Origin of the sequence: Streptomyces sp. NPDC059166, assembly GCF_042755185.1 — a bacterium.
In the GTDB taxonomy this organism is placed as follows: domain Bacteria; phylum Actinomycetota; class Actinomycetes; order Streptomycetales; family Streptomycetaceae; genus Streptomyces.
Genome location: NZ_JBHZCI010000046.1, coordinates 1 through 20481 on the forward strand (window position 1 = coordinate 1; position 20481 = coordinate 20481).

Sequence of the window (20481 nt, forward strand, 5' to 3'; positions counted from 1 at the left end):
CGTCTCCTCCGCCACCGCGTCGTCCTGATCGCTCACCTCCGCCGACACCATGCCGACCGGCCGATCGTGCCACCGAGATGATCTTCGCCTACGAATATCTTGCCAGAGCCACTTTCCTCCTCAGTTGCGTACGGATGAACGTCCCCAGCTGTCAGGCCACGTCGTTCTCCCGCTCGATGGCCTGGAGGCGGTTCTTGAGCCGGTAGCTGGGGCCATTGATGGAGATCACTTCGCAGTGGTGGAGGAGGCGGTCGAGGATGGCGGTGGCGAGGACCTCGTCGCCGAAGACCTGGCCCCACTCGCTGAAGGTCTTGTTCGAGGTCAGGATGATGGAGCCCTTCTCGTAACGCTTGGAGATCACCTGGAAGACCAGGTTCGCCTCGGCCCGTTCGAGAGGCTGGTAGCCGACCTCGTCGACCACGAGGACGCCGGGCCGCAGGTAGGTGCCGAGCTTGTTCGTCAGACGTCCGGCGGCCTCGGCGGCCTTGAGGTTGCGGACCATGTCGTCGAGGCTGGTGAAGTAGATCGAATAGCCGGCCCGGCAGGCCGCGACCGCCAGGGCGACGGCGATGTGCGTCTTGCCGACCCCGGGCGGCCCGAGCAGAGCGGCATTCGCCTTGCCCTCGACGAACGAGAGGGTGGCGAGGTCCTTGACCTTGCGCGGGTCGAGCTCGGGCTGGAACGAGAAGTCGTACTCATCCAGCGTCTTGTGGTGCGGTAGCCGGGAAAGCCGCAGGCCCTGGCGGAAACGGCGGTCATCACGGACGGCCAGCTCCTCGGACAGCACCAGGTCGAGGAAGTCGAGATAGCCCATCTTGCCCTCGTCAGCCCGCCGCGTGTACTCGTTGATCGTTACAGCCAGGTGGGGCAGGCCGAGCTTGTCGGCCGTGTTGCGGATGCGGGTGGAGACCAACTCGCTCAAGACGTTTCCCCTGTGCTCGGACGTGTGGTGAAGGGACGGGTTCCGGTCAGCTCGTCATAGACCGACAGCGGACGGCGGCCGACCTCGATGCGGCTGGCCGCGGCCCGGTTCAGCAGGGCCTGCAGAGGTCCTGCCTCGTCGCCCAGCGGACGCTCACGGCGGGGCCGTGGTAGAACCTCGCCGGTGGTGGTCCGGCGTCCCTTGCCCGTGGGCAGGCCGTCCCAGTGGGCCTCTTCGACGACGCGGACTCCGCGGCCGACCGCCCGTGGGTGGGTGGCCAGCAACGTCTCGCCGTTGGAGTCGGCGACGGTGGAGTGCAGCATGACCTGCGACTTCGTGGCCCGGATCTCCACCAGCTGACGCGGCCGGACCCTGCGGGCGGGCACCGAGTAGAGGTTGCCGCCGAAGGCGACCAGGCAGTCCTTGCCGACCGGACGCAGGTGCCGCTCGGCCACCAGATACGGGGTCGGCGGCAGTGGTTTGAGGGCCATGTGGTCGCGGGCCGCTCGCTCGCCGATGATCTGCTGATGGGTCCTGTGGGCCTGAGCCCGACGCTGCGGGAGCCAGGTGGTGAAGGCGGCGTCCATCTCCTCGACGGAGGAGAAGGACCGGCCGGACAGGACGTGGTCACGGACGATCAGGACCTGGCGCTCGACGCGGCCCTTGCCGGTGGGCCGGTAGGCGGCCAGCACGTCGATGTCGAAGTCGTAGTGGCCGGCGAACCCGGCCGCTTCCGGATGCAGCGGGACCGCCTCGCCCGGAGCGACATGCCGTCGGACGACGGTCTTGGTCCGGTCGTAGACGATCGTCATCGGCACTCCGCCGAAGTGGGCGAAGGCACGACGGTGGCAGTCGAAAAACGTCTGCAGGTCCTGGCTGGTGGTGAAACAGCAGAACGGGTCGCGCGAGTACGACAGCGTCATGTGGAAGGAGTAGACCTTCCCGATGCCCATGTGAGCGAGGATCTTGCCCTCGTCGCCCCAGTCGACCTGGGCCTGGGCGCCGGGGATCACCTCGAAGCGGCGGTGCATGCCGGCCAGTTCCTTCGGCGTGATGCCAAGTTCTTCGGCGACCCTCGGGCGGGCTTCCTGAACGTAGAGTTTGACGCGCTGGTAGTTGCCCGTGAAGCCGTACTCCGCCACCAGCCGCTCGTGGATCACCGCAGCCTTCATCAGGATCTCGGCCCGCAGCATCGAGTCGACCAGCGGCGCGAACTCGTCGATCACCCTCGCCTTCAACCGCCCGGTCTGCGACCGGCGCGGCGGGGTCGCCGCCCCCGGCACCGACAGATACTTACGGACCGTCTTCCGGTCCAGCCCAGTCTCCCGAGCGACCTCCGACAGGCTGATCGCCCCAGATTCCAACAGGCTTCGAAAACGCCGTAGTTCCAACCAACGACGCGGATCCAACACCACGGCCGACCGCCTTCCGCCACCTCTCACCGACCAAGCAGCAGAGTGCCGAGCAGCAGGTCTCACCGCATCAACAACTGTCCCTTTTCATCCGTACGCAGGTGGGGACGTTCACTTGTACGCCGACAGGCGGTGGTGATGTGGTCGGCTGCCGTATTGGAGCCCGCGTTTCCCGGCCGGAGGAGGGCGGCGACGGGCTCACCGGTTCCGCCCGGTCCGTGGTCGAAGGCCGTCAGCGGGTGATGGCCGTAGCTCTTCTTCCAGGTCGGGGCCGCGTCCTGTTTGTCGGAGTGCGCGACCACGAGGACGCCGTCGAGATCGATGATGATCTGACCGTCGGCGTCCGGGGCGTTCTTGCCGGCCAATGACCAGACCCGGTTGCGGACTTCGGAGCGGGCGGACCGGATGGCCTGCAGGGCTTTCTCGCCGGAGGCGGCGAGGGTGTCGATCAGGCGGGAGATGGTCGGGTCGGAGGCGACCGGGCCGAAGACGGCCGGCTCACACCGCAGCATCGCGACGTCCGCGAGACAGTCCCCGCCCAGCGCGACCGCCAGGGCGACGTCCAGAAGGGCCTTGCCCGGATCGTGGACGGCCCGCGGTTTGCGCCACGGAGCCAGGGCCTGGGATATGGCCTGATCGAGGCCGGTCTTGCGGACCGTTTCGAGGAGCAGGACCGACCCGGCCTGGGAGACGACCTGGCGGCCGTCGTCCTGCACACGGACGCGGGGGTAGGACCCGATAGAGTGCTTCACCTGGGAAGTGCCTCCGGCGGTGGCAGGAACAAGGATGGCTTCGTTGACTTCAAGCGACAGCGTTTGTCGATGACTTCCGGCGGCAGTTGGCGATCAACGGCTGCGGAGATGTCGACGAGTTTTGACGGCACTGCCGACGGTCGTGGCCGTCCGGGCTGGAGAGCCCCGGGGCAGGGCGTGGGATACTTGATCATGCCTGTGACTAATCCGTGGCTGGCCGGCCCGTCTCCGAAGCAGCGGCTCGATCGCGAGCGTCTGGAAGAGCGAATACTCAATCTGCTGTCGTCGCAGAACATGTGCGTGCTCGCGACGGGAGGGCCGGAGGGGCCGCTCGCGACGCCGGTGCGGTACTTCCACCTCGACTTCGCGGTGATGTTCTCGACAGCCGCGGGTTCGCCGAAGATGAGGAATCTCGCCGCGGATCCCCGGGTGTCGGTGGGGATCTTCGCTCCGCTGGTCGGGCAGGCCAGCAGCCGAGGTGCCCAGCTCTTCGGCCAGGCTCGCGTACTGTCCGAGGACGATCCGGGCTTCGAGCACTATTGGCCGGCTTTCCGCTGGCAGTCCGACCATGTCGAGCGGTCGCGTTCTCTCGACGAACCGCCGTCGGGGCCGCTCGTCGTGATCGAGGCCGAGCGGATCGTCTATACCGAGCACTGGCTGCGGCGCGAGGGGTTCGCGCCGCGTCAGTTCTGGACCCGCGCGGACACATAGCCGGGATCTTTCGGCCGGCTGTTGGGGCGGTCAGCCGACCTTGGCGGGTTCCTCGGCTCGGGCTCGGGTGCTGGCCAGGCGGTAGGAGTCGGTGCCGGTCTCGATGATGGTGCCGTTGAACGTGAGCCGGTCGACGATTGCAGCGCAGAGCCGGGGATCGGTGAACGTCTTCGTCCAACCGCCGAACGACTCGTTCGAGGCGATCGCGACGCTGTTCTTCTCCTCCCGTTCGGTCAGGACCTGGAAGAGGAGCTCGGCACCGTGCCGGTCGAGTTCCATGTAGCCGAGTTCGTCGATGCAAAGGAGATCGACGCGGCCGTAGCGGGCGATCGTTTTGTTAAGCTGCTTCTCGTCCGCGGCCTCGACGAGCTCGTTGACCAGCTTCGTCGCGAGCGTGTAGCGGACGCGGTAGCCCTTCATCGCGGCCTCGGTGCCTAGCGCGATGAGCATGTGGGACTTGCCGGTGCCGGAGTCGCCGATGAGGCAGAGCGGCTGGCTCTTCTTGATCCATTCGCAGCTGGCGAGGGTGTGGATGGTGGCCGGGTCGATGTTCGGGTTGGCGTCGAAGTCGAAGGTCCGCAGGGACTTCTCCCGGGGGAAGCCAGCTGCCTTGATCCGCCTCTCCGACCTGCGGCGGGCCCGGTCGTCGCACTCGGCCATCAAGCAGTTCGGCGAGGAAGCCGCGGTAGCTCATCTGGTCCTTGATCGCGCGGTCGGCGATGTCGGAGAACTCGTTGCGGATCGACGGCAGGCGCAACAGACGGCAGGCGGAGTCGATGGCGGCGTCGGCGGCCTGCCGGTCAAGCCTCGCTGGCGGGGCATGGTCATCGCGCTTCTCCCTCACGGTGATCGCTGCCGCTGGTGCGGCGGCGTCGGAGCAACTGGTCGTAGTGAGACACCGAGGGCAGCGGCCTGGTGTCCGGCGGAAGGTGTGCGAGGCGCCACTCGTGCAGGGACGTCACCGACGCCTGGCCGGGAACCCGGACGTCTGGTGCGGTCTCGGTCTCGGCCTGGGCGGCCTTGCGGGCCTCCAGGGCGACCGCGTCCGCGGTCAGGGCCCCGGCCCGCAGAGCCGCGGCCAGGCCGGCAACGACGTGTTCGTGTGGCAGATGCCGCCCCAGCAGAAGCACATCGATCAGAGCGCGGGTGCCGTCCCGTTCACCGTGGATCTTCATGGCCTGGTCCCACCAGGCGTCGTGGACCGGGGTGAACTTGCCCGCCGAGCGGGCCTGTTCGAGAGCGGTCGAGCCGGGGAAAGCGCCCGGTTTGCGGACCAGGACCTCCAGGTAGTGGTCCAGCTCCAGGCGGACGGCTCCCTTGGCGATCAGCCGCTCGTGCCGGGCCACTTCCACGTTCTGGTCGTAAACCACCAGGTGAGAGGCGTGAAGGATGACCCTGACCCGTTTACCGATCAGCCGGATGGGAACCGAGTACCGGTTCGTGCGGACCGGGATCTGACCGTAGCGGTCGACCCGCGGGGTGAACAGCCGCCCGGTCTCGAACGGCTCCTGAGGCAGCGGCATCAGCAGCGGCTGTTCGAGGGCGAAGTCCTCGGCGATGGTCCTGGACCTGGAGCCGATCCTGCGGGCGTCGTCCTGCCGGTCCCACTGCTCGACCATCTCGTTCAGCTCGGCGAGCGAGGACACTTCGGGGACCGGGACGAAGTGGTTGCGGCGGAAGTAGCCGATCTGCCCCTCGACGCCGCCCTTCTCGTGGGCGCCTTCGATGCCCGGGCGGCAGTAGAAGCTCTCGATGCCGTAGTGCGATTTGAAGGCGATCCACCGGTCAGCTTCCACCCTCGCCCGGCTGAGTCCCAGCACCCGGGCGACGGCGGCCTTGAGGTTGTCGTAGCGGACCTTGCTCCGCGGAACCCCGACCAGCGTCCGCAGCGCGTCGACGTGCCCTTCGAAGAACGCCTCCTGGCCGGCCGAGGCGAACACGCGGTGGACGGCCTTGCCCGAATACGACAGGCGAAAGGAGAACAGGTAGCAGGTGACCAGCTCGCCAGCGAGGCGGATCGTCACGTCACCGAAGTCGACCTCCGCCTCGTGACCGGGCTTGTGGGTCTGTGGGACGAACGCCTCCAGCGGAGCCTTGCCCGACTCGACCAGGATCTCGGGCTTCCGGGCCGCGATGTAGTAGCGGACCATCCCGTAGGAGACGTCGGCGCCGTGTTCCTCGACCAGGCGGTGGAAGATCCGGGTGACCGTGTGCCGCTGCTTGCGCGGCGCGTCCAGGTCCGCCCGCAGGATCTCGTCGATCACCGGCTTGTAGCCGTCCAGCCCGGTCGCCCGCGGCGGCAGCTTCTTGCGCGGCTCCGGCCACGACGAGTCCAACGCCTTCCGCACCGTCCGCCACGTCACGCCGTGCTTGCGCTCAAGCTCCCGCATCGACATGCCGCCACGGTGGTCACGCCGGATCGCCGCGTACAGCTCGACCTTCGACATCTGCAGCATGACCAGCACCTTTCACCAGAGGCACCTCGATGCTGCCCTGGCAAAAACCCTGATGCCTCCCAAACTCGTCGACATCACCCATCCGTGGATCGGGGCGCCTCCCAAACCCGATAAAGCCACAAGGAACTCGACAATCCTCATTCTTGCTGGTCAGAGGCACTTTCTGCTTGCCTGACCACCTGCCGGACAGCCCGCCTCATGAAAGCGCGAGGTTAGGCCGGCGGCGTCGGCCAGGCGCTCGATCACCTCGGCGGCGGCCTCGGCGGTCATCCGTCCGGCCGGGTCCCCAGTGGTGCGGCCGCCCCGGGTCATCGTCGGGGCCAGGCGGTTCCAGCGGTCGGCGCGGACACAGCAGGCCCTCGGTGCGTCGACATGCACATCGTCCGCCGCGACCCCGCCACCAAGGGCTTCACCGTTCTGCCCCGCCGCTGGACCGTCGAGCGGACCTCGGATGGCTCATCAACCTCCGGCGCCTCGCCCGCGACTACGAAGCCCACCCACATCGGTCCGAAGCCATGATCAACCTCCTGCCCCGCAGACTCACCGCATGCTCCCCCAACATGGCGCAGGGCATGAACTACACACACCGCAGCAATTCAGGATGAACCACGGGGCGAAACACCCTACTAGCTGAGTAAAAGGGACAAGGTCGAACTGTGCCGAAGTCGCGTCCGCGGGCGCTTAATTTGACGGTTCAAATCGGCCACTACGGCCTGAACCAATAGCCCATGCACTCTCGTTTCGACATGGGCAAACCAGGCCAGTCCTCCTGAATCGTCTCACCCATACAAGGCGTGTGACGCCACGTCAACCATTGCGATCTACAGGTGAATTAATTACGATCAAAAGCGTTCAGCCACTGCAACAGCCATCCCTTTTCGGATCGGATGGTTCCGTTTTCCTCTAGGTTAGGAAAATTCAAGTGCCCCTGAGAAGCATAGTAAGCAGTTTCGGTGACCGGATGCTCAGTCGTCTCGTGCCGGAAGGAACTGCACTCGCCGACACGGGAGAGTGCACCTATGGATACGAGTGTGACCTCCCGTATTGCGCCGGGTCGCGCGTGACGCGCTTTCGGCGGTTGGTGTGCGCTGGACACAGCGGCCCCAGCTACGGCAAGTGGGAGCGGATCGGCTGTTGCTAGTTCGCTAGTTTTCGTCTGTTCGAGAGCAATGTCGAACTGACAAGAGACTGGGTCGGCTCGATGAATCGTCGTCGAGCCGACCCGGATTCATCGCCCCCCCGCTCGCGCCACCAAACGCTGCGCTATCAACTGGTGCAGATAATCCGCCGAAGGGCAATTCGGTGTTCTATGTACTAATGGGGTTCCGTCTCACCGTTGCTCTCGTTTTCATTTCATCAGGAATTGCTAAGTGCTACTCCATCAACAGTACTCAAGCCATGTGGATAGCGCTTCTGAAACGTTTCTGGCCATCAGCGATAGCGTGGGCTAAGGGCGCATCTTGGGTGCTTGCCATAGGAGAAGTAATCGTAGGCGCCACGCTATTGTTTGACAGTGTCGCAGTTTACCCTGCCCTGATTGCTGCGACTGCGCTTCTGTTGGCTTTCACTGCAGTGGCCGCATTCTCGGCGCGCACGAATTTCAAAATATCCTGTGCATGCTTTGGCCGCGGGGTAGCTCAGCTTGGATGGCGGCACGTTTGGCGCAATCTCGCTCTCCTGACCCTAGTAAGCGCTGCAATGCTGGGCGCTAGTCACCTGCCAGATAAATCTGCAAGTATCGGAGGAGCCGGCATCGCACTATTCGCAGCCCTTGTGGTGACGATTTTGACTACTTTCTATGATGACATCATAGATTTTCTTAACGAAGATCACTGAGCCTCTTTCAATCTGGCATCCATACCAGTCAGCGAATTGTTGATGGCCGGTCTTCCGTAGTCGGCACAGGCTCTGAGCAGGTCTCCATAGCTCTGGAGGCCTCTCGACGACTCGTTCGGCCGGTACGCACGCCGCGCACTGGAGAAGGCTCACTAACGAGAAAGTACGGCAACCTTATGCGGCTACTGATAGTTGCCATCGCTGTAATCGGAATCGTCGCGATAGTCAATTTGCTATTGACGATGGCAGTGATAAAAAGGCTTCGGACGCGACCGTCCTATCTAACACCCAATGAGCCAGACCTCCTGGAAGTACCTACAGGCAGCCGTGCGCCCGCGTTTCTAGGCGAGACAATATCCGGCGCAACTTTTACCAACGAAAGCCTCATAGGGTCTGAGGCGATATTCGCGTTCTTTGACACCGGCTGTTCCACATGCAAAACAGCAATACCGGAGCTAATTGAATACGCTCAAAAACACAATGTAAAATCTGATCAAATCGTCAGTATAATTTCTGGCGATCCTAGCGATGCCACCGAGTACATCACCAAACTAAGCGGAATTGCAACGATCATCCTGGATGGCCCTGGCGGGTCGGTGTCAGGAAGCTTTGGAATATCAGGAATTCCCGCCTATGTGGTAGTCGATGGCAATGGCATAGTAGTCCGATCCGGGAAAAGCCAAGGGATACTCCCACAGAAAGGACTCATGTAAAAAGGATGTCAAGCATAACTTCTCTCGGTGGATTTAGCGGCGCAAGAAGGAATTTTGCCCATTCCATCCGCCTTGGCTGGCAAGCCGGGCCTGCGACATTCTCGATTTACCTGCTAGTAACCATCTCTCAAGGCCTTTTCCCCGCTGTAATTACTCTTCTCACCAAGTGGCTGATCGATGGCATCCAGCTGGGTAGTACCCCAACTGTTGGTGAATCGAAGATATCTTCACCGGGCATGTCACCAATGCAAGCTGTATTTCTAATCGGCATCTGTGGTGCCCTTCTGGCAGTGCTGCCGCATGTGTCAGAATACGCACGCGGGCGTCTGCAGAGAGGCTTGATCCTGCTTGTGCAGCATCGCCTCTATTCCACGGTCAATCGATTCCAGGGTTTGACCAGATTCGAGAGTCCGGAGTTCTTGGATCGGCTCCGACTGGCTCAACAGGCGGCGTCCTCTGCGCCGGAGCAGGTGGTCGCATCGACATTCGGAATAATTCAATCATTCTTGACTGTATTTAGTTTCTTGGGTGTTCTGATCACAATTAGCCCCCTCATGGCCATTATCACAATTGCCGCATCTATGCCTGCACTGTTCATTCAACTGTCGATTCGACGACAGCAATCCGAAATGATGTGGCAGGTAAGCCCTCGTACCCGAAGGCAGCTATTTTACCAAAAACTTATGCTTGATTTGGCCGTGATCAAGGAGACGAGACTATTCGGCACTTCTTCATTTTTCCTTGCGCGTATGAGCGACGAGATAAAAACCATCAACCAGGCCGAAGAACGCATCGATCGTAGAATAGCCACGCGTCAAGGACCGCTATCCGTGTTTGGCGCGGTCGTCGCAGCAGCTGGGTTGGTATGGATGGTTGGAGCCGCAACGCGAGGTGATTTCAGTATCGGCGACGTTTCAGCATTCATCGCTGCAGTAGCAGGGGTCCAGAATGCGCTGGGTGGTGCTGTATACGGCGTATCGGCCAGCTACCAAGCATTGCTGCAGTTTGGGCACTATCTGGATGTCCTCGAGACGGAGCCGGATCTACCTATTGTCGATAATCCGAAAAACCTTCCCTCTCTCCAGAAAGGCATACATCTGGAGAATGTCTGGTTTCGTTACACTGATGACAGCCCCTGGGTGCTGTGCGGCGTCACTCTAACCATCCCGTACGGCTATTCGCTCGCCCTGGTCGGGCTAAACGGGGCAGGAAAAAGCACTCTAGTAAAGTTGCTCTGCAGACTTTACGACCCAACCGAAGGACATATCACTTGGGATGGCATCGACATCCGAGATGTCGCGGTTGATGATTTGCGAAACCGCATAAGTGCAGTTTTTCAAGACTATACATCTTACGATTTGTCGGTGACCGAAAACATCGCTATTGGGGATTTGAGGTTTGCCGATGATTCGAAGCGTATCCGCGCTGCAGCGGAGCGTGCAGGAATTCGTGAGCACATAGAGAGCCTGCCGCATGGATATGAAACCGTGCTGACACGGATATTCTTCCAGAGTGAAGGTACTGATCCAACCGAGGGATCCTCTTTGTCAGGAGGCCAGTGGCAACGTATCGCGCTAGCTCGCGCACTAGTCCGAGAGGGCCGCGATCTGCTAATTCTGGATGAACCCAGCGCTGGTCTCGATGCTGAAGCTGAACGGGATATGCATGAAAAGCTCCAGCACTACCAGGCTGGCGCCACCTCTATTCTTATCTCACACAGATTGAGTTCCGTCCGGCGGGCCGCCCTAATTGCCGTTCTGCAGGACGGAAGAATTACTGAAACAGGGAATCACGCGCAACTTATAGAAAGCGGCGGGGAGTATGCACGCTTGTTTGCTCTTCAAGCTTCAGGTTACGAAGGTTCCGCAGAATGCGAGATCGAAGAGCCCTCGTCGGCAATAGTCTGTCAGAAGGTGGAGGGGTAGGGGGTGTACTGGTCTGGGTTATTCATCATTTCACTATTCCTAGGGCTCATGGTCGGCGCTGCAGCAATCCGGCGTACCTTCATGTTGATTTCAGTAATCGGCGAGAGCATGAGCCCCACGTACAATACAGGTGACCGAGTTCTAATTCGCCGGGGCAGTCGCAGTATCCGTAGAGGGCAAGTGGTTGTAGTAATTCGCCCAGCTGGTGAAACGGGATGGGCGAAAAGTCAAGAGTTGGAGATCAATGCCATGACGCGCACCTGGTCAATAAAGCGCGTGGCTGCGATCGGTGGAGATGATTACCCAACGCAGGTCAGGGGTCAGGGGAAAGTTCCTGCTGGTCATATTCTCGTCATCGGAGATGATCCGCTCAGCATCGACTCTAAGCGGCACGGCCCTTGTCCTCGCAACCAAGTCATCGGCGTGCTTGTTGCCCGACGCGCAAAATACACAACGGCACCTACATAATCGGGTCTGCCGCACGATCGGGTGACATCTGAACTGCCTTGCCTTGTAGGGCAGGTGGGAAGGATGTCGCTGTGCCCAAGCCTTATCCCCAGGAATTCCGCGAGGACGTCGTGCGGGTCGCGAGGTACCGCTGCCCGGGCGTCACGGTCGAGCAGATCCAGGGCTTCGGCGTAGTTATGGTTCGTCCTTTTTGATCATGTGAGGCCGAGGAGGACGAGGGGGCGGGATGGGTTCCGGGCCGTCTGCCGGAGGCCGGCGGAGATGTTGCGGATGCCCGCGAGGCGGAGGGCGCCGATCGTGAGGTTTCTGCAGGTCGCCATCACCCGGGGTGCGTTGCCGGTCCGCAGCTGGGAGGCGTCTTCGGCGAAGGTGACGTCCCTGACGTGGTGCAGGGCCTCGACCGTCCAGTGTCTGCGGACCAGTTGAGCGAGTCGAGCGGGTGGGGCCTGTTCCGCGGTGAGGCTGGTGACCGCGTAGACGGTCTTGAGGCTGATCTTCCCGGTTGCGCGGTGCACGCGGCGGCGGACGATCTGGATGGCCTGACGGGCGCCGGGGAAGAGCAGGTTACCGACGGTGCAGACCTTCAGTCTGCGGATCTCGGAGCGGCCGTGACCGGTCGCGCGCGTGCGGTCCTGGAGCGGGATCTGTTTCCAGGGCAATGCCTTCAGCTGCTCGCGGAGCTTCTTCGTGTTGCGTTTCACGATCACGATGTAGTGGGCGCCCCGGCCGAGCAGGTAGGTGGCGTGGTCGGCCTGCGTGTGCAGGGCATCGCTGGCCACGACCGTGGCGGACAGGTCGGGAAGCGTGTCGAGGAAGGGCTGGAACCGTGTGATCTCGTTGGTCTTCTCGCCGACGTCCGTCTGCGCGAGGACCAGACCGCCGACATGGTCGCAGGCGGCCAGGAGGTGGATCTTGCGGCCCTTCGCGCGGGCGGCTCCCCGCAATGACTTCCCGTCGACGGCCAGCGCCCGCAGGCCGTCCGCAGGGTGTCGCCGGTCGGCGAGCCAGGCTCCCACCGCCTGGTCCACAGCGTCCGCGTCGACCCTGGACAGAAGTCTGCGGATCGTTGATTCCGCAGGCCAGGAGCGTTGGGGGATGAGTGGGTCGACGCGGATACCGAGCCGCTCGAGGAGGTCTGCCGGGGCATCGGAAACCCACTCGCTCACGGCCAGCAGTGACTTCGCGCCGGCCAGGACCGCGCAGGCGGTCAGGGCCAGCACCGTGACGAGAGGGTGCCGCAGACCGCGGGGATCACGCGGGTCGGGGACCTGCGCGAGCGTTGGAGCAGGTCGGGGATCTCTCCAGGGGTGGCTCCCGGATGAGGGCCGAGCTGGATCAAAGCAGGCGGGATCAGAGATGATGCGTCGGCAGGCACGGGCTTCCCAGGATCACAGAGCGTAGAGAACTCCATGATCACGGATGTCCGTGCCTGTTCCGCATCGGACCCCGCCAGACCCCAGACCTGGCCATCCGTCAGCAAGCGGACGTCAGCCGACTATGCCGAAGCCCTGCCTCACCGCCAGCTCCGAAGCCATGATCCACATCGCGTCGATCGACAACCTCGCCAAGCGCATAACAGACGAGACCACTCCAACCTGGCGAGGAACCTACTAGGGCATACAGGGCAATACGCCTAGATCAAATGCCCTCTCAGGGGTCGTTTTTGTCCGATGTGTCATCCTGCAATGGCATGTTCTGTGCTTGTTTTCGGGTCACGCCAGGAGATGGTGCTCTCGCTGGTGAGGCGGCGGGCCATGAGGTCGGTCACGGCAATGTGGATGACGACTTCGGAGCGGGTGGGCAGGGTTTCGTAGTCGCGGGCCAGGCGGCGGCGGAACATGAGCCAGCCGGTATGAGCTGTACCGAGATTTGTGGAGTCCCTGATGCCAGGGTTACCGTCCTGGCGAAGGAGAACCACCAGCACCATGGCAGCACCCCGTAAATACCCTGACGAACTCCGCGAGCGCGCGATTCGCGAGGTCCGCACCACCGGCCGCCCCATTGCCCACGTCGCGAAGGACCTCGGCATCCACAAAGAAGCCCTGCGTGGCTGGGTCCGTCAGGCTGATGTCGACCGCGGCGAGCGGGACGACCGGCTCACCACCACCGAGCTCGACGAGATGAAGCAACTCCGCAGGGAAGTCCCAGAGTTGAGGCGGGCGAACGAGATCTTGAAAGCCGCCTCGGTGTTTTTGCCCAGGAGATCGACAGTCCCCGGACGAGGCCGAGCAGGTGATCGACCACCTGCGTGGACACGGCCTCGGGGTCGATCCCGTCTGCCGGGTGCTGGAGCTGTCCCCGTCGACGTACTTTGCCCGCAAGAAGCAGCCGAAGTCGGCCCGCCGGCTCCGGGACGAACAGCTCATGCCGCTGATCGAAGAGATTTATGCCGAGTCGGGCGGCACCTATGGTGCCCGCCGGATCACGCGGGCCCTGGGGCGCAAGGGCGTCGAGGTGGCCCGCTGCACCGTCGAGAGGCTGATGGCCGAGCTGGGTCTGGAGGGCGTCATCCGTGGCCGTCGGCGCCGGACCACGGTTCCAGAGCCGTCGGCGCCGCGTCCGCCGGACCTGGTCGACCGCCACTTCACCGCCTCGCGGCCTGATCATCTGTGGGTGGCGGACACGACCTATGTCCGCACCTGGTCGGGGTGGGCGTATGTGGCGTTCGTCCTGGACGTGCACTCGCGGATGATCGTTGGGTGGCAGATCGCGAACCATATGCGGACCGAACTCCCCCTGGACACCCTGGAGATGGCCTTGTGGAGACGGAGGATCAAGAAGGACTCCGGCCTCATTCATCACAGCGACCGAGGGGCGCAAGGCGGATTCAATCGGTCGTCGCAACACCTTGATTTCGGAGGTGTTCAAGATCGCTACGGAGGACTGGAGCAGAAAGACCGGCGATGCGCCCGAGGATCTTCGCCGGCAGTGGCGTGCTGACCGGGCGCTGAGGCCGGCGATGCGTTCGCCTGGCCGGCCTGATCCGTCGCGGGTGGTGCAGCGGCAGTTCTGGCGGCTGATCGCCACCGGGGTCACGACGGCTGAAGCATCGCTGGCGGTCGGGGTGTCGGTGCCGGTCGGTACTCGGTGGTTCCGTCACGCTGGCGGCATGCCGCCGATCTCTCTGGCCGAGCCCACCGGCCGCTACCTGAGCTTCGAGGAGCGCGAGGAGATAGTGATTCTGCGCGCCGGGGACAAAGGCGTGCGCGAGATCGCCCGCGCGATCGGACGTGACCCGGGGACCATCTCGCGCGAGTTGCGCCGCAACGCCGCCACCCGCGGCGGGAAGCAGGAGTACCGGGCCACGGTCGCGCAGTGGAAGGCACAGCAGGCCGCGAAGCGCCCGAAAGCTGCGAAACTCGTAGGCAACGACAGGTTGCGTGAATACGTACAGGAACGGCTTGCCGGCAGTGTCCGTCGTCCCGACGGCACGATCGTCACCGGGCCCACGACGCCCGCGTGGAAGGGACTGAACAAGCCGCACCGCCAGGACAGAAGATGGGCGACAGCCTGGAGCCCGGAGCAGATCTCGCGCCGCCTTCACGTCGACTTCCCCGATGATGAGTCCATGCGCATCAGCCACGAAGCGATCTACCAGGCGCTGTTCATCGAGGGCCGCGGTGCGCTCAAGCGGGAGCTGGTCACGTGTCTGCGTACCGGCCGGGCACTACGGACTCCCCGTGCACGGTCGCCGAACAAGCCGCAAGGGCATGTCACCGCGGACGTCGTCCTCAGCGAACGCCCCGCCGAGGCCGGGGACCGCGCGGTCCCCGGACACTGGGAAGGCGATTTGATCATCGGAACGGGCCGCTCCGCGATCGGCACGCTGGTCGAGCGCAGCAGCCGCTCCACGCTCCTGGTGCACCTGCCCCGGCTCGAAGGCTGGGGCGAGAGCCCGCCGGTGAAGAACGGCACCTCACTCGGGGGCTATGGCGCGATCGCGATGAACGCGGCGCTCACCACGTCGATGACGCAGCTGCCCGAGCAGCTGCGCAAAACCCTCACCTGGGACCGCGGGAAGGAACTCTCCGGCCACGCCCAGCTCGCCATCGACACCGGCACGAAGGTTTTCTTCGCCGATCCGCACTCGCCCTGGCAACGACCGACGAACGAGAACACGAACGGGCTGTTGCGTCAGTACTTCCCGAAGGGAACCGACCTGTCCCGGTGGTCGTCCGAGGACCTCGAAGCCGTCGCGCTGGCGATCAACAACCGGCCCCGCAAAGTACTCGGTTGGCGGAGCGGACACCGGCCGAGGTCTTCGAGGAACAGCTACGCTCGCTGCAACAGCCCCGTGTTGCAACGACCAATTGAACTCGCCCAATACGTATCAATTCGGTATGGCGACCGGCTCGTCGACATCGGCGCCTCCGCGTCAGTCGGCTCGGTCGCGGACTCGTATGACAACGCGATGGCCGAGGCCCTGAACGGCACCTTCAAGGCCGAGCTGATCGAGATGCAGGGCCCCTGGAAGGACGTCGACCAGGTCGAGCGGGCGATCTTCCAGTGGATCACCTGGTACAACGAAGAGCGTCTTCACTCCGCGCTCGACTACGTGCCGCCGACCGAGCACGAGGAAGCCTTCTGGCGAAGCCAGGAGTAAACCCCGCAGTCCGCCTGAAGCAAGATTACCGGACTCTACGAAACTCGGTACAGCTCAGACTCGTCTTCTGCAGGCGCCGGGGCCGGCCACACATCGTCTGCGGCTACTTCGACGGCCCGCACGTCCGGTACGTCCTGGACGGGAACCATATGAGCCTCCGATCAATAATTCGTATTGTCGGGTCCCTCGTTTTCGTTGTGCTTTTCCGCAGCCCGGTCTTCGGTACGAGAGCCGACGAGACTGTCGGCTTCCGGCGTCGCGGCGGCGTGGGCAACCGCGATTCCGGTCTTGGCCCGCCTGCCGCGCTTTTCGATCAAGGTTGCGAGCGTCGATAGGAGAAGACACATCGCCACATAGATTGTACCGATCACGGCGATGGTCGATACGTAAGGGTACTGGCCGTTGACCTGTGTGTTGGAGGCGATCAGACGAGCGGTCTGGAGCAGCTCTGGGTACAGGATGATGAAGCCGAGCGAGGTGTCTTTCAGGGTCACCACCAGCTGGCTGATGATGGTCGGCAGCATTGCGCGGACCGCCTGAGGCATTAGTACGCTGACCATGACCTGGGTCTTGCTCATGCCCAAGGCATAGGCAGCTTCACTCTGGCCCTTGGGCACCGAGTTGATGCCGGCGCGAAGCACCTCCGCCTGGACGCAGCCGTTGTAAACCGACAGGCCGAGCGCCAGGGCCCACATCGAGTAGTCGGTAAGAAAGCCGACCCAGATGGTGTAGATGGTGATCAGCAGCGGGATCGAGCGGAAGAGTTCGATGAATGTGGCAGCGGCCCAGCGGACCGTCTTGTGGTCGGAGAGCCGGCCGACGGCGAGCAGGACGCCGAGGATCAGCGATCCGACCGCCGCCAGCCCGAAGGCCTTGAGCGTGGCGAGCGCGGCGTCCGCGATGTTCTGCCGGATGCCAGCGTAGTTGAAGATATCCCACATCTCAGGGGCGAGGTGCCCCTTGTCGGACAGCCGCATCAGGCTGACAGCGATCAGGCCCAGGATGGTGAGGCTGACGGCCACGGCATAGATCCGGTTGCGTATGGCTGCCTTGGGACCTGGGGCGTCGTAGAGAACGCTGGCACTCATCGGGCGACCTCCATGCGGCGCTCCAGCAGCCGGAAGAGACCACTGATGGCGAACGTGACGACCAGGTAGCCGAGGGCCACCCAGATGAAGACGGGCGTGATCTCGTAGCCCCGGTCGCTCATCAGCTTCTGCCACCCGAAGAGTTCGGCGACGCTGAAGGCGCCGGCGATGGCCGAGTTCTTCGTGAGCGCGATGAAGATGCTGCTCAGCGGTGGAATGACGGAGCGGGTGGCCTGCGGGAGAACCACGATCCGTAGGGTCTGGGTGAACGTCATTCCGATGGAGCGGGCGGCCTCGGCCTGTCCCAGGGGGACCGTGTTGATGCCAGAGCGAACCGCTTCGCACACGAAGGAGGAGGTGTAGAAGCCGAGAGCGAGCGAACCGAGCAGGAAGGGGCTCATGCCCGGGAAGAGGATCTCCGGCACCACGAAGAAGAAGATCAGAAAAAGAAGCGTCAGCGGGGTGTTGCGCAGCAGGGTCACCCAGGCGGTGCCGAAGAAGCGCAGCGGCGGCACGGGCGACACGCGGAAGCCGGCAATGGCGACACCCAAGACCAGTGCGATGACCGAACTGATGACGGTGATCGACACGGTGCCTATGAAGCCGTCGCGGTAATCCGGGAAGTTGTCGAGCAATACGTTCATGGGGTCTCCGCGTCGGCAGTCAGCGGCATCAGGGCAGGGGAAGGGGCGTCCCGTACGCTGCCGTGCTCAGGGCGGCGGCATACGGGAGGCCCCACTCACGCGGGTGTCGTCAGTGACGGGACGTCAGCGATGAGGCTGCGTCAGTAGCGCTCGATGGCCGGCGGCTCGGTGTAGTCCGAACCCGACAGGCCCAGGGTCGCCTCGTAGATCTTCTTGTACGTGCCGTCCTGGATGTGGGTCTCCAGCGACTTGTTGATCGCCTCGCGAAGCGTCTTGTCGTCCTTGTTCAGGCCGACGCCGTAGGGCTCGTCGGTGAACGGCTTGCCGACGACCCTGAGTTTGCCGGAGTTGGCGGCGGCGTAGCCCTTGAGGATCGAGTCGTCGGTGGTGACGGCGTCGACCTGCTTGGTCAGGAGTTGCTGCACGCAGTCGGAGTACTTGGCGAGCTCGACGACCTGAGCGCCGTACTCGGGCTTCTTGATCTCCTGGAGCGGGGTGGAACCCACGATCGAGCAGACCTTCTTGCCCTTTACCGACTCCTTGCCGGTGATGGACTTCTCATCCTTGCGTACCAGCAGGTCCGCGCCGGCCTTGTAGTACGGGCCCGCGAAGCCGACCTGCTTCTTGCGCTCGTCGTTGATCGTGTAGGTACCGACGAAGTAGTCGACCTGGCCCTTGGAGATCGCGGTCTCACGGATGCCGGAGTCGACCGTCTTCCACTCGATCTGCTTGTCCGAGAAGCCGAGGTCGGCCGCGACCATCTTGGCGATCTCGATGTCGAAGCCGGAGCGCTTCTTGGTCGACTGGTCCTCGAAGCCGAGGTAGGGCTGGTCGGCCTTGGCGCCGATCACCAGCTTGCCGCGCTTCTTCGCCTCCTTGAAGGTGGGCGAGTCCAGGTCGACACCGGTGGCGACGGTGTACGTCGGCAGCTTGGGCGCCTCCGACGAACCGGGCTTGACCCCCGATGGCTTGTCACCTGCGGAGCCTTCCTTGCCGCCACAGGCGGTCGCGGTCAGGGCGAGCACGGCGATGGCCGCGATGGTGGCCGACTTGCGGAGCTTCATGTCAACAATCCTTTTGTCGTGGGTCGTTGGTGTCAGTGGTGAAGGATCTTCGACAGGAAGTCCTTGGCCCGGTCGCTGCGCGGATTGCTGAAGAACTGGTCAGGCGTGGCCTCTTCGACGATCCGGCCGTCGGCCATGAACACGACCCGGTTGGCCGCCGAGCGCGCGAAGCCCATCTCGTGGGTGACGACGACCATCGTCATGCCCTCCCGGGCGAGCTGCTGCATGACCTCCAGCACCTCGTTGATCATCTCCGGGTCGAGGGCCGACGTGGGCTCGTCGAAGAGCATGACCTTGGGGTCCATGGCCAGCGCGCGGGCGATCGCGACGCGCTGCTGCTGGCCGCCGGAGAGCTGTGCGGGGTACTTGTCGGCCTGTGTTCCGACGCCCACCCGGTCGAGCAGCGCCCGCGCCTTCTCCTCGGCGAGCTTCTTCTCCGTCCTGCGGACCTTGAGCTGGCCCAGCATCACGTTCTCGAGCACCGTCTTGTGGGCGAAGAGATTGAACGACTGGAAGACCATGCCGACGTCGGCACGCAGCCTGGCCAGCTCCTTGCCCTCCGCGGGCAGCGGCTTGCCGTCGATCGAGATGGCGCCCGAGTCGATCGTCTCCAAGCGGTTGATCGTGCGGCACAGCGTGGACTTCCCGGACCCGGAGGGCCCGATGACTACGACGACCTCGCCACGGGCGATGGTCAGGTCGATGTCCTGGAGCACATGCAGCGCGCCGAAGTGCTTGTTGACGTTGCTCAGTACGACAAGGTCGTCCCCCGCGGGTGCGGCATCCTCGGCGGCCTTGGTCACTGAAACTCCGCTCATCGGCTTCTTGCTCCGTCCTCCTCGGTTAGAGAAGGACCCTAGTGACGCAGTGCTACCAACGTCATTACATCTGAGCGGAAATTGAGCATAACGATCCGGCTTCAACCGGACACACCGCGTGAACTGGACACCACGGCGCGTGGGCCGTCGTACCGGGTGGGTAACGGAAACCCTCTGGTAACGGGGAGGGTCTTGACTGACACATGCGTCATCGGGGTGGATGCCCTGGTGCAGGATGACGTGAATCGTCGCCTACGCGAAGGTTCGCCGGGTGGAACATCCGTCCGTCATCACGGATAGTTTCGCTCGGCCCGGAAGCGGGCCCGGGAAATCCCCGCCCGGGATACGCCGACACGAGAGGAGGGCGCATGAGGCTGTTGCTGGTCGAGGACGACGACCATGTCGCCGCCGCCCTCTCCGCCGTGCTCTCCCGGCACGGGTTCCAGGTCGTCCACGCCCGCAGCGGAGAGGAGGCCCTCCAGGCACTGCTCCCCGCCGAGAAGGAACCCTTCGGGGTCGTCCTCCTGGACCTGGGTCTCCCCGACCAGGACGGCTACGAGGTGTGCGGGAAGATCCGCAAGCGGTCCGCGATCCCGGTGATCATGGTGACCGCGCGGTCCGACGTCCGCTCGCGCATCCACGGCCTGAACCTCGGCGCCGACGACTACGTCGTGAAGCCGTACGACACCGGCGAACTCCTGGCCCGCATCCACGCCGTGGCCCGGCGCAGGACCGCAGGCGAGGACACCGGCCAGACCCCGCTCGCGGCGCTGCTGCTCGGCCCCGTCCGTATCGAACTGCCCACCCGCAGGGTCAGCGTGGACGGTCAGGAGGTCCAGCTCACCCGCAAGGAGTTCGACCTGCTCGCGCTCCTCGCGCAGCGCCCCGGGGTGGTCTTCCGCCGTGAGCAGATCATCAGCGAGGTCTGGCGGACCAGCTGGGAGGGGACCGGGCGCACGCTGGAGGTGCACGTCGCCTCGCTCCGCTCCAAACTGCGTCTCCCCGCCTTGATCGAGACCGTACGCGGCGTCGGGTACCGGCTCGTGTCGCCGACGGCCTGAGGACGTAC

14 protein-coding genes and 9 pseudogenes are annotated in these 20481 nt (G+C 63.7%); 12 read left to right on the forward strand and 11 right to left on the reverse strand.

The features are described 5' to 3' along the window. Positions 1-151: 151 nt before the first annotated feature. From istB (ACFXOA_RS27535) to ACFXOA_RS27545, 3 genes and pseudogenes are all read right to left on the reverse strand, one after another. Positions 152-922: an IS21-like element helper ATPase IstB gene (istB, locus tag ACFXOA_RS27535; RefSeq protein ID WP_385034021.1), complete on the reverse strand. Its 771-nt coding sequence runs from the start codon at positions 920-922 to the stop codon at positions 152-154. Beyond that, on the reverse strand, positions 919-2337 hold the full coding sequence (istA, locus tag ACFXOA_RS27540; RefSeq protein ID WP_385034024.1) for an IS21 family transposase: 1419 nt from the start codon (positions 2335-2337) through the stop codon (positions 919-921). The genes istB (ACFXOA_RS27535) and istA (ACFXOA_RS27540) overlap by 4 nt, the downstream gene beginning before the upstream one ends. A 77-nt stretch (positions 2338-2414) precedes the next feature. After that, positions 2415-3086: pseudogene (locus ACFXOA_RS27545) on the reverse strand (transposase); the annotation flags it as partial. Between the two features lie 192 nt (positions 3087-3278). On the opposite strand from ACFXOA_RS27545, the gene ACFXOA_RS27550 reads away from it, so the two are divergent. Beyond that, entirely contained in the window at positions 3279-3797 is a 519-nt protein-coding gene (locus ACFXOA_RS27550; protein WP_385034027.1) for a pyridoxamine 5'-phosphate oxidase family protein, read from the forward strand. A 30-nt stretch (positions 3798-3827) separates the two neighbouring features. On the opposite strand, the pseudogene istB (ACFXOA_RS27555) reads toward ACFXOA_RS27550, so the two are convergent. After that, positions 3828-4625 (reverse strand): annotated as a pseudogene (gene istB, locus ACFXOA_RS27555) (IS21-like element helper ATPase IstB). Further along, a complete protein-coding gene (istA, locus tag ACFXOA_RS27560; protein ID WP_385034030.1) occupies positions 4622-6253 on the reverse strand; it encodes an IS21 family transposase in 1632 nt (543 codons plus the stop codon). Before istA (ACFXOA_RS27560) ends, istB (ACFXOA_RS27555) begins: the two are co-directional and overlap by 4 nt. A 366-nt stretch (positions 6254-6619) precedes the next feature. Here istA (ACFXOA_RS27560) and ACFXOA_RS27565 point away from each other — a divergent pair. The 5 genes and pseudogenes from ACFXOA_RS27565 to ACFXOA_RS27585 all read left to right on the forward strand — a co-directional run. Beyond that, a pseudogene (locus ACFXOA_RS27565) lies at positions 6620-6829 on the forward strand (IS5/IS1182 family transposase); the annotation flags it as partial. 726 nt (positions 6830-7555) lie between these two features. Beyond that, a complete protein-coding gene (locus tag ACFXOA_RS27570) occupies positions 7556-8089 on the forward strand; it encodes a MauE/DoxX family redox-associated membrane protein (RefSeq protein WP_385034032.1) in 534 nt (177 codons plus the stop codon). 242 nt (positions 8090-8331) lie between these two features. Further along, the gene (locus ACFXOA_RS27575) at positions 8332-8802 is read left to right on the forward strand and encodes a TlpA disulfide reductase family protein (RefSeq protein ID WP_385034035.1); all 471 of its coding nucleotides are present in this window, start codon (positions 8332-8334) and stop codon (positions 8800-8802) included. 5 nt (positions 8803-8807) lie between these two features. Beyond that, a complete protein-coding gene (locus ACFXOA_RS27580) occupies positions 8808-10727 on the forward strand; it encodes an ABC transporter ATP-binding protein (protein WP_385034038.1) in 1920 nt (639 codons plus the stop codon). Positions 10728-10775: 48 nt separating this feature from the next. After that, positions 10776-11195 carry a S26 family signal peptidase gene (locus tag ACFXOA_RS27585; protein ID WP_385034136.1) on the forward strand — a complete coding sequence of 140 codons (420 nt, stop codon included), beginning with the start codon at positions 10776-10778 and terminating at the stop codon, positions 11193-11195. A gap of 353 nt (positions 11196-11548) precedes the next feature. Here the strand turns inward: ACFXOA_RS27585 and ACFXOA_RS27590 are convergent. Further along, a pseudogene (locus ACFXOA_RS27590) lies at positions 11549-12415 on the reverse strand (ISAs1 family transposase); the annotation flags it as partial. A gap of 292 nt (positions 12416-12707) precedes the next feature. Between ACFXOA_RS27590 and ACFXOA_RS27595 the strand changes: the two are divergent. Further along, positions 12708-12809 (forward strand): annotated as a pseudogene (locus tag ACFXOA_RS27595) (IS5/IS1182 family transposase); the annotation flags it as partial. A 61-nt stretch (positions 12810-12870) separates the two neighbouring features. On the opposite strand, the pseudogene ACFXOA_RS27600 reads toward ACFXOA_RS27595, so the two are convergent. Further along, positions 12871-13044 (reverse strand): annotated as a pseudogene (locus tag ACFXOA_RS27600) (IS5/IS1182 family transposase); the annotation flags it as partial. A gap of 76 nt (positions 13045-13120) precedes the next feature. Between ACFXOA_RS27600 and ACFXOA_RS27605 the strand changes: the two are divergent. From ACFXOA_RS27605 to ACFXOA_RS27620, 4 genes and pseudogenes are all read left to right on the forward strand, one after another. Beyond that, a pseudogene (locus ACFXOA_RS27605) lies at positions 13121-13294 on the forward strand (transposase); the annotation flags it as partial. Positions 13295-13427: 133 nt separating this feature from the next. After that, complete coding sequence (locus tag ACFXOA_RS27610; RefSeq protein ID WP_385034041.1) at positions 13428-14135, forward strand: IS3 family transposase; 708 nt, start codon at positions 13428-13430, stop codon at positions 14133-14135. Positions 14136-14304: 169 nt separating this feature from the next. Continuing rightward, positions 14305-15509, forward strand: a pseudogene (locus ACFXOA_RS27615) (IS30 family transposase). 121 nt (positions 15510-15630) lie between these two features. Beyond that, a pseudogene (locus ACFXOA_RS27620) lies at positions 15631-15798 on the forward strand (integrase core domain-containing protein); the annotation flags it as partial. Between the two features lie 161 nt (positions 15799-15959). Here ACFXOA_RS27620 and ACFXOA_RS27625 read toward each other — a convergent pair. From ACFXOA_RS27625 to ACFXOA_RS27640, 4 genes are all read right to left on the reverse strand, one after another. Next, positions 15960-16886 (reverse strand): amino acid ABC transporter permease, encoded by a 927-nt coding sequence (locus ACFXOA_RS27625; protein ID WP_385034044.1) that lies wholly within the window; start codon positions 16884-16886, stop codon positions 15960-15962. Further along, on the reverse strand, positions 16883-17530 hold the full coding sequence (locus tag ACFXOA_RS27630; RefSeq protein ID WP_385034047.1) for an amino acid ABC transporter permease: 648 nt from the start codon (positions 17528-17530) through the stop codon (positions 16883-16885). Before ACFXOA_RS27630 ends, ACFXOA_RS27625 begins: the two co-directional genes overlap by 4 nt. 140 nt (positions 17531-17670) lie before the next feature. Further along, a complete protein-coding gene (locus tag ACFXOA_RS27635; protein WP_385034050.1) occupies positions 17671-18594 on the reverse strand; it encodes a transporter substrate-binding domain-containing protein in 924 nt (307 codons plus the stop codon). Between the two features lie 32 nt (positions 18595-18626). Then, complete coding sequence (locus ACFXOA_RS27640) at positions 18627-19412, reverse strand: amino acid ABC transporter ATP-binding protein (RefSeq protein WP_385034053.1); 786 nt, start codon at positions 19410-19412, stop codon at positions 18627-18629. Between the two features lie 368 nt (positions 19413-19780). Here ACFXOA_RS27640 and ACFXOA_RS27645 point away from each other — a divergent pair, with 368 nt between their 5' ends. Continuing rightward, positions 19781-20473, forward strand: a complete 693-nt coding sequence (locus ACFXOA_RS27645; protein ID WP_385034056.1) for a response regulator transcription factor — start codon at positions 19781-19783, stop codon at positions 20471-20473. Positions 20474-20481: the final 8 nt, after the last annotated feature.

Excerpts from the sequence above, each read along its gene's own strand:
- ACFXOA_RS27550 (WP_385034027.1), top strand. The coding sequence starts at position 3,279 with ATGCCTGTGACTAATCCGTGGCTGGCCGGCCCGTCTCCGAAGCAGCGG.
- istA (WP_385034030.1), bottom strand. The coding sequence starts at position 6,253 with ATGCTGCAGATGTCGAAGGTCGAGCTGTACGCGGCGATCCGGCGTGAC.
- ACFXOA_RS27575 (WP_385034035.1), top strand. The coding sequence starts at position 8,332 with ATGGCAGTGATAAAAAGGCTTCGGACGCGACCGTCCTATCTAACACCC.
- ACFXOA_RS27580 (WP_385034038.1), top strand. The coding sequence starts at position 8,808 with ATGTCAAGCATAACTTCTCTCGGTGGATTTAGCGGCGCAAGAAGGAAT.
- ACFXOA_RS27585 (WP_385034136.1), top strand. The coding sequence starts at position 10,776 with ATGGTCGGCGCTGCAGCAATCCGGCGTACCTTCATGTTGATTTCAGTA.
- ACFXOA_RS27625 (WP_385034044.1), bottom strand. The coding sequence starts at position 16,886 with ATGAGTGCCAGCGTTCTCTACGACGCCCCAGGTCCCAAGGCAGCCATA.
- ACFXOA_RS27630 (WP_385034047.1), bottom strand. The coding sequence starts at position 17,530 with ATGAACGTATTGCTCGACAACTTCCCGGATTACCGCGACGGCTTCATA.
- ACFXOA_RS27635 (WP_385034050.1), bottom strand. The coding sequence starts at position 18,594 with ATGAAGCTCCGCAAGTCGGCCACCATCGCGGCCATCGCCGTGCTCGCC.
- ACFXOA_RS27640 (WP_385034053.1), bottom strand. The coding sequence starts at position 19,412 with ATGAGCGGAGTTTCAGTGACCAAGGCCGCCGAGGATGCCGCACCCGCG.
- ACFXOA_RS27645 (WP_385034056.1), top strand. The coding sequence starts at position 19,781 with ATGAGGCTGTTGCTGGTCGAGGACGACGACCATGTCGCCGCCGCCCTC.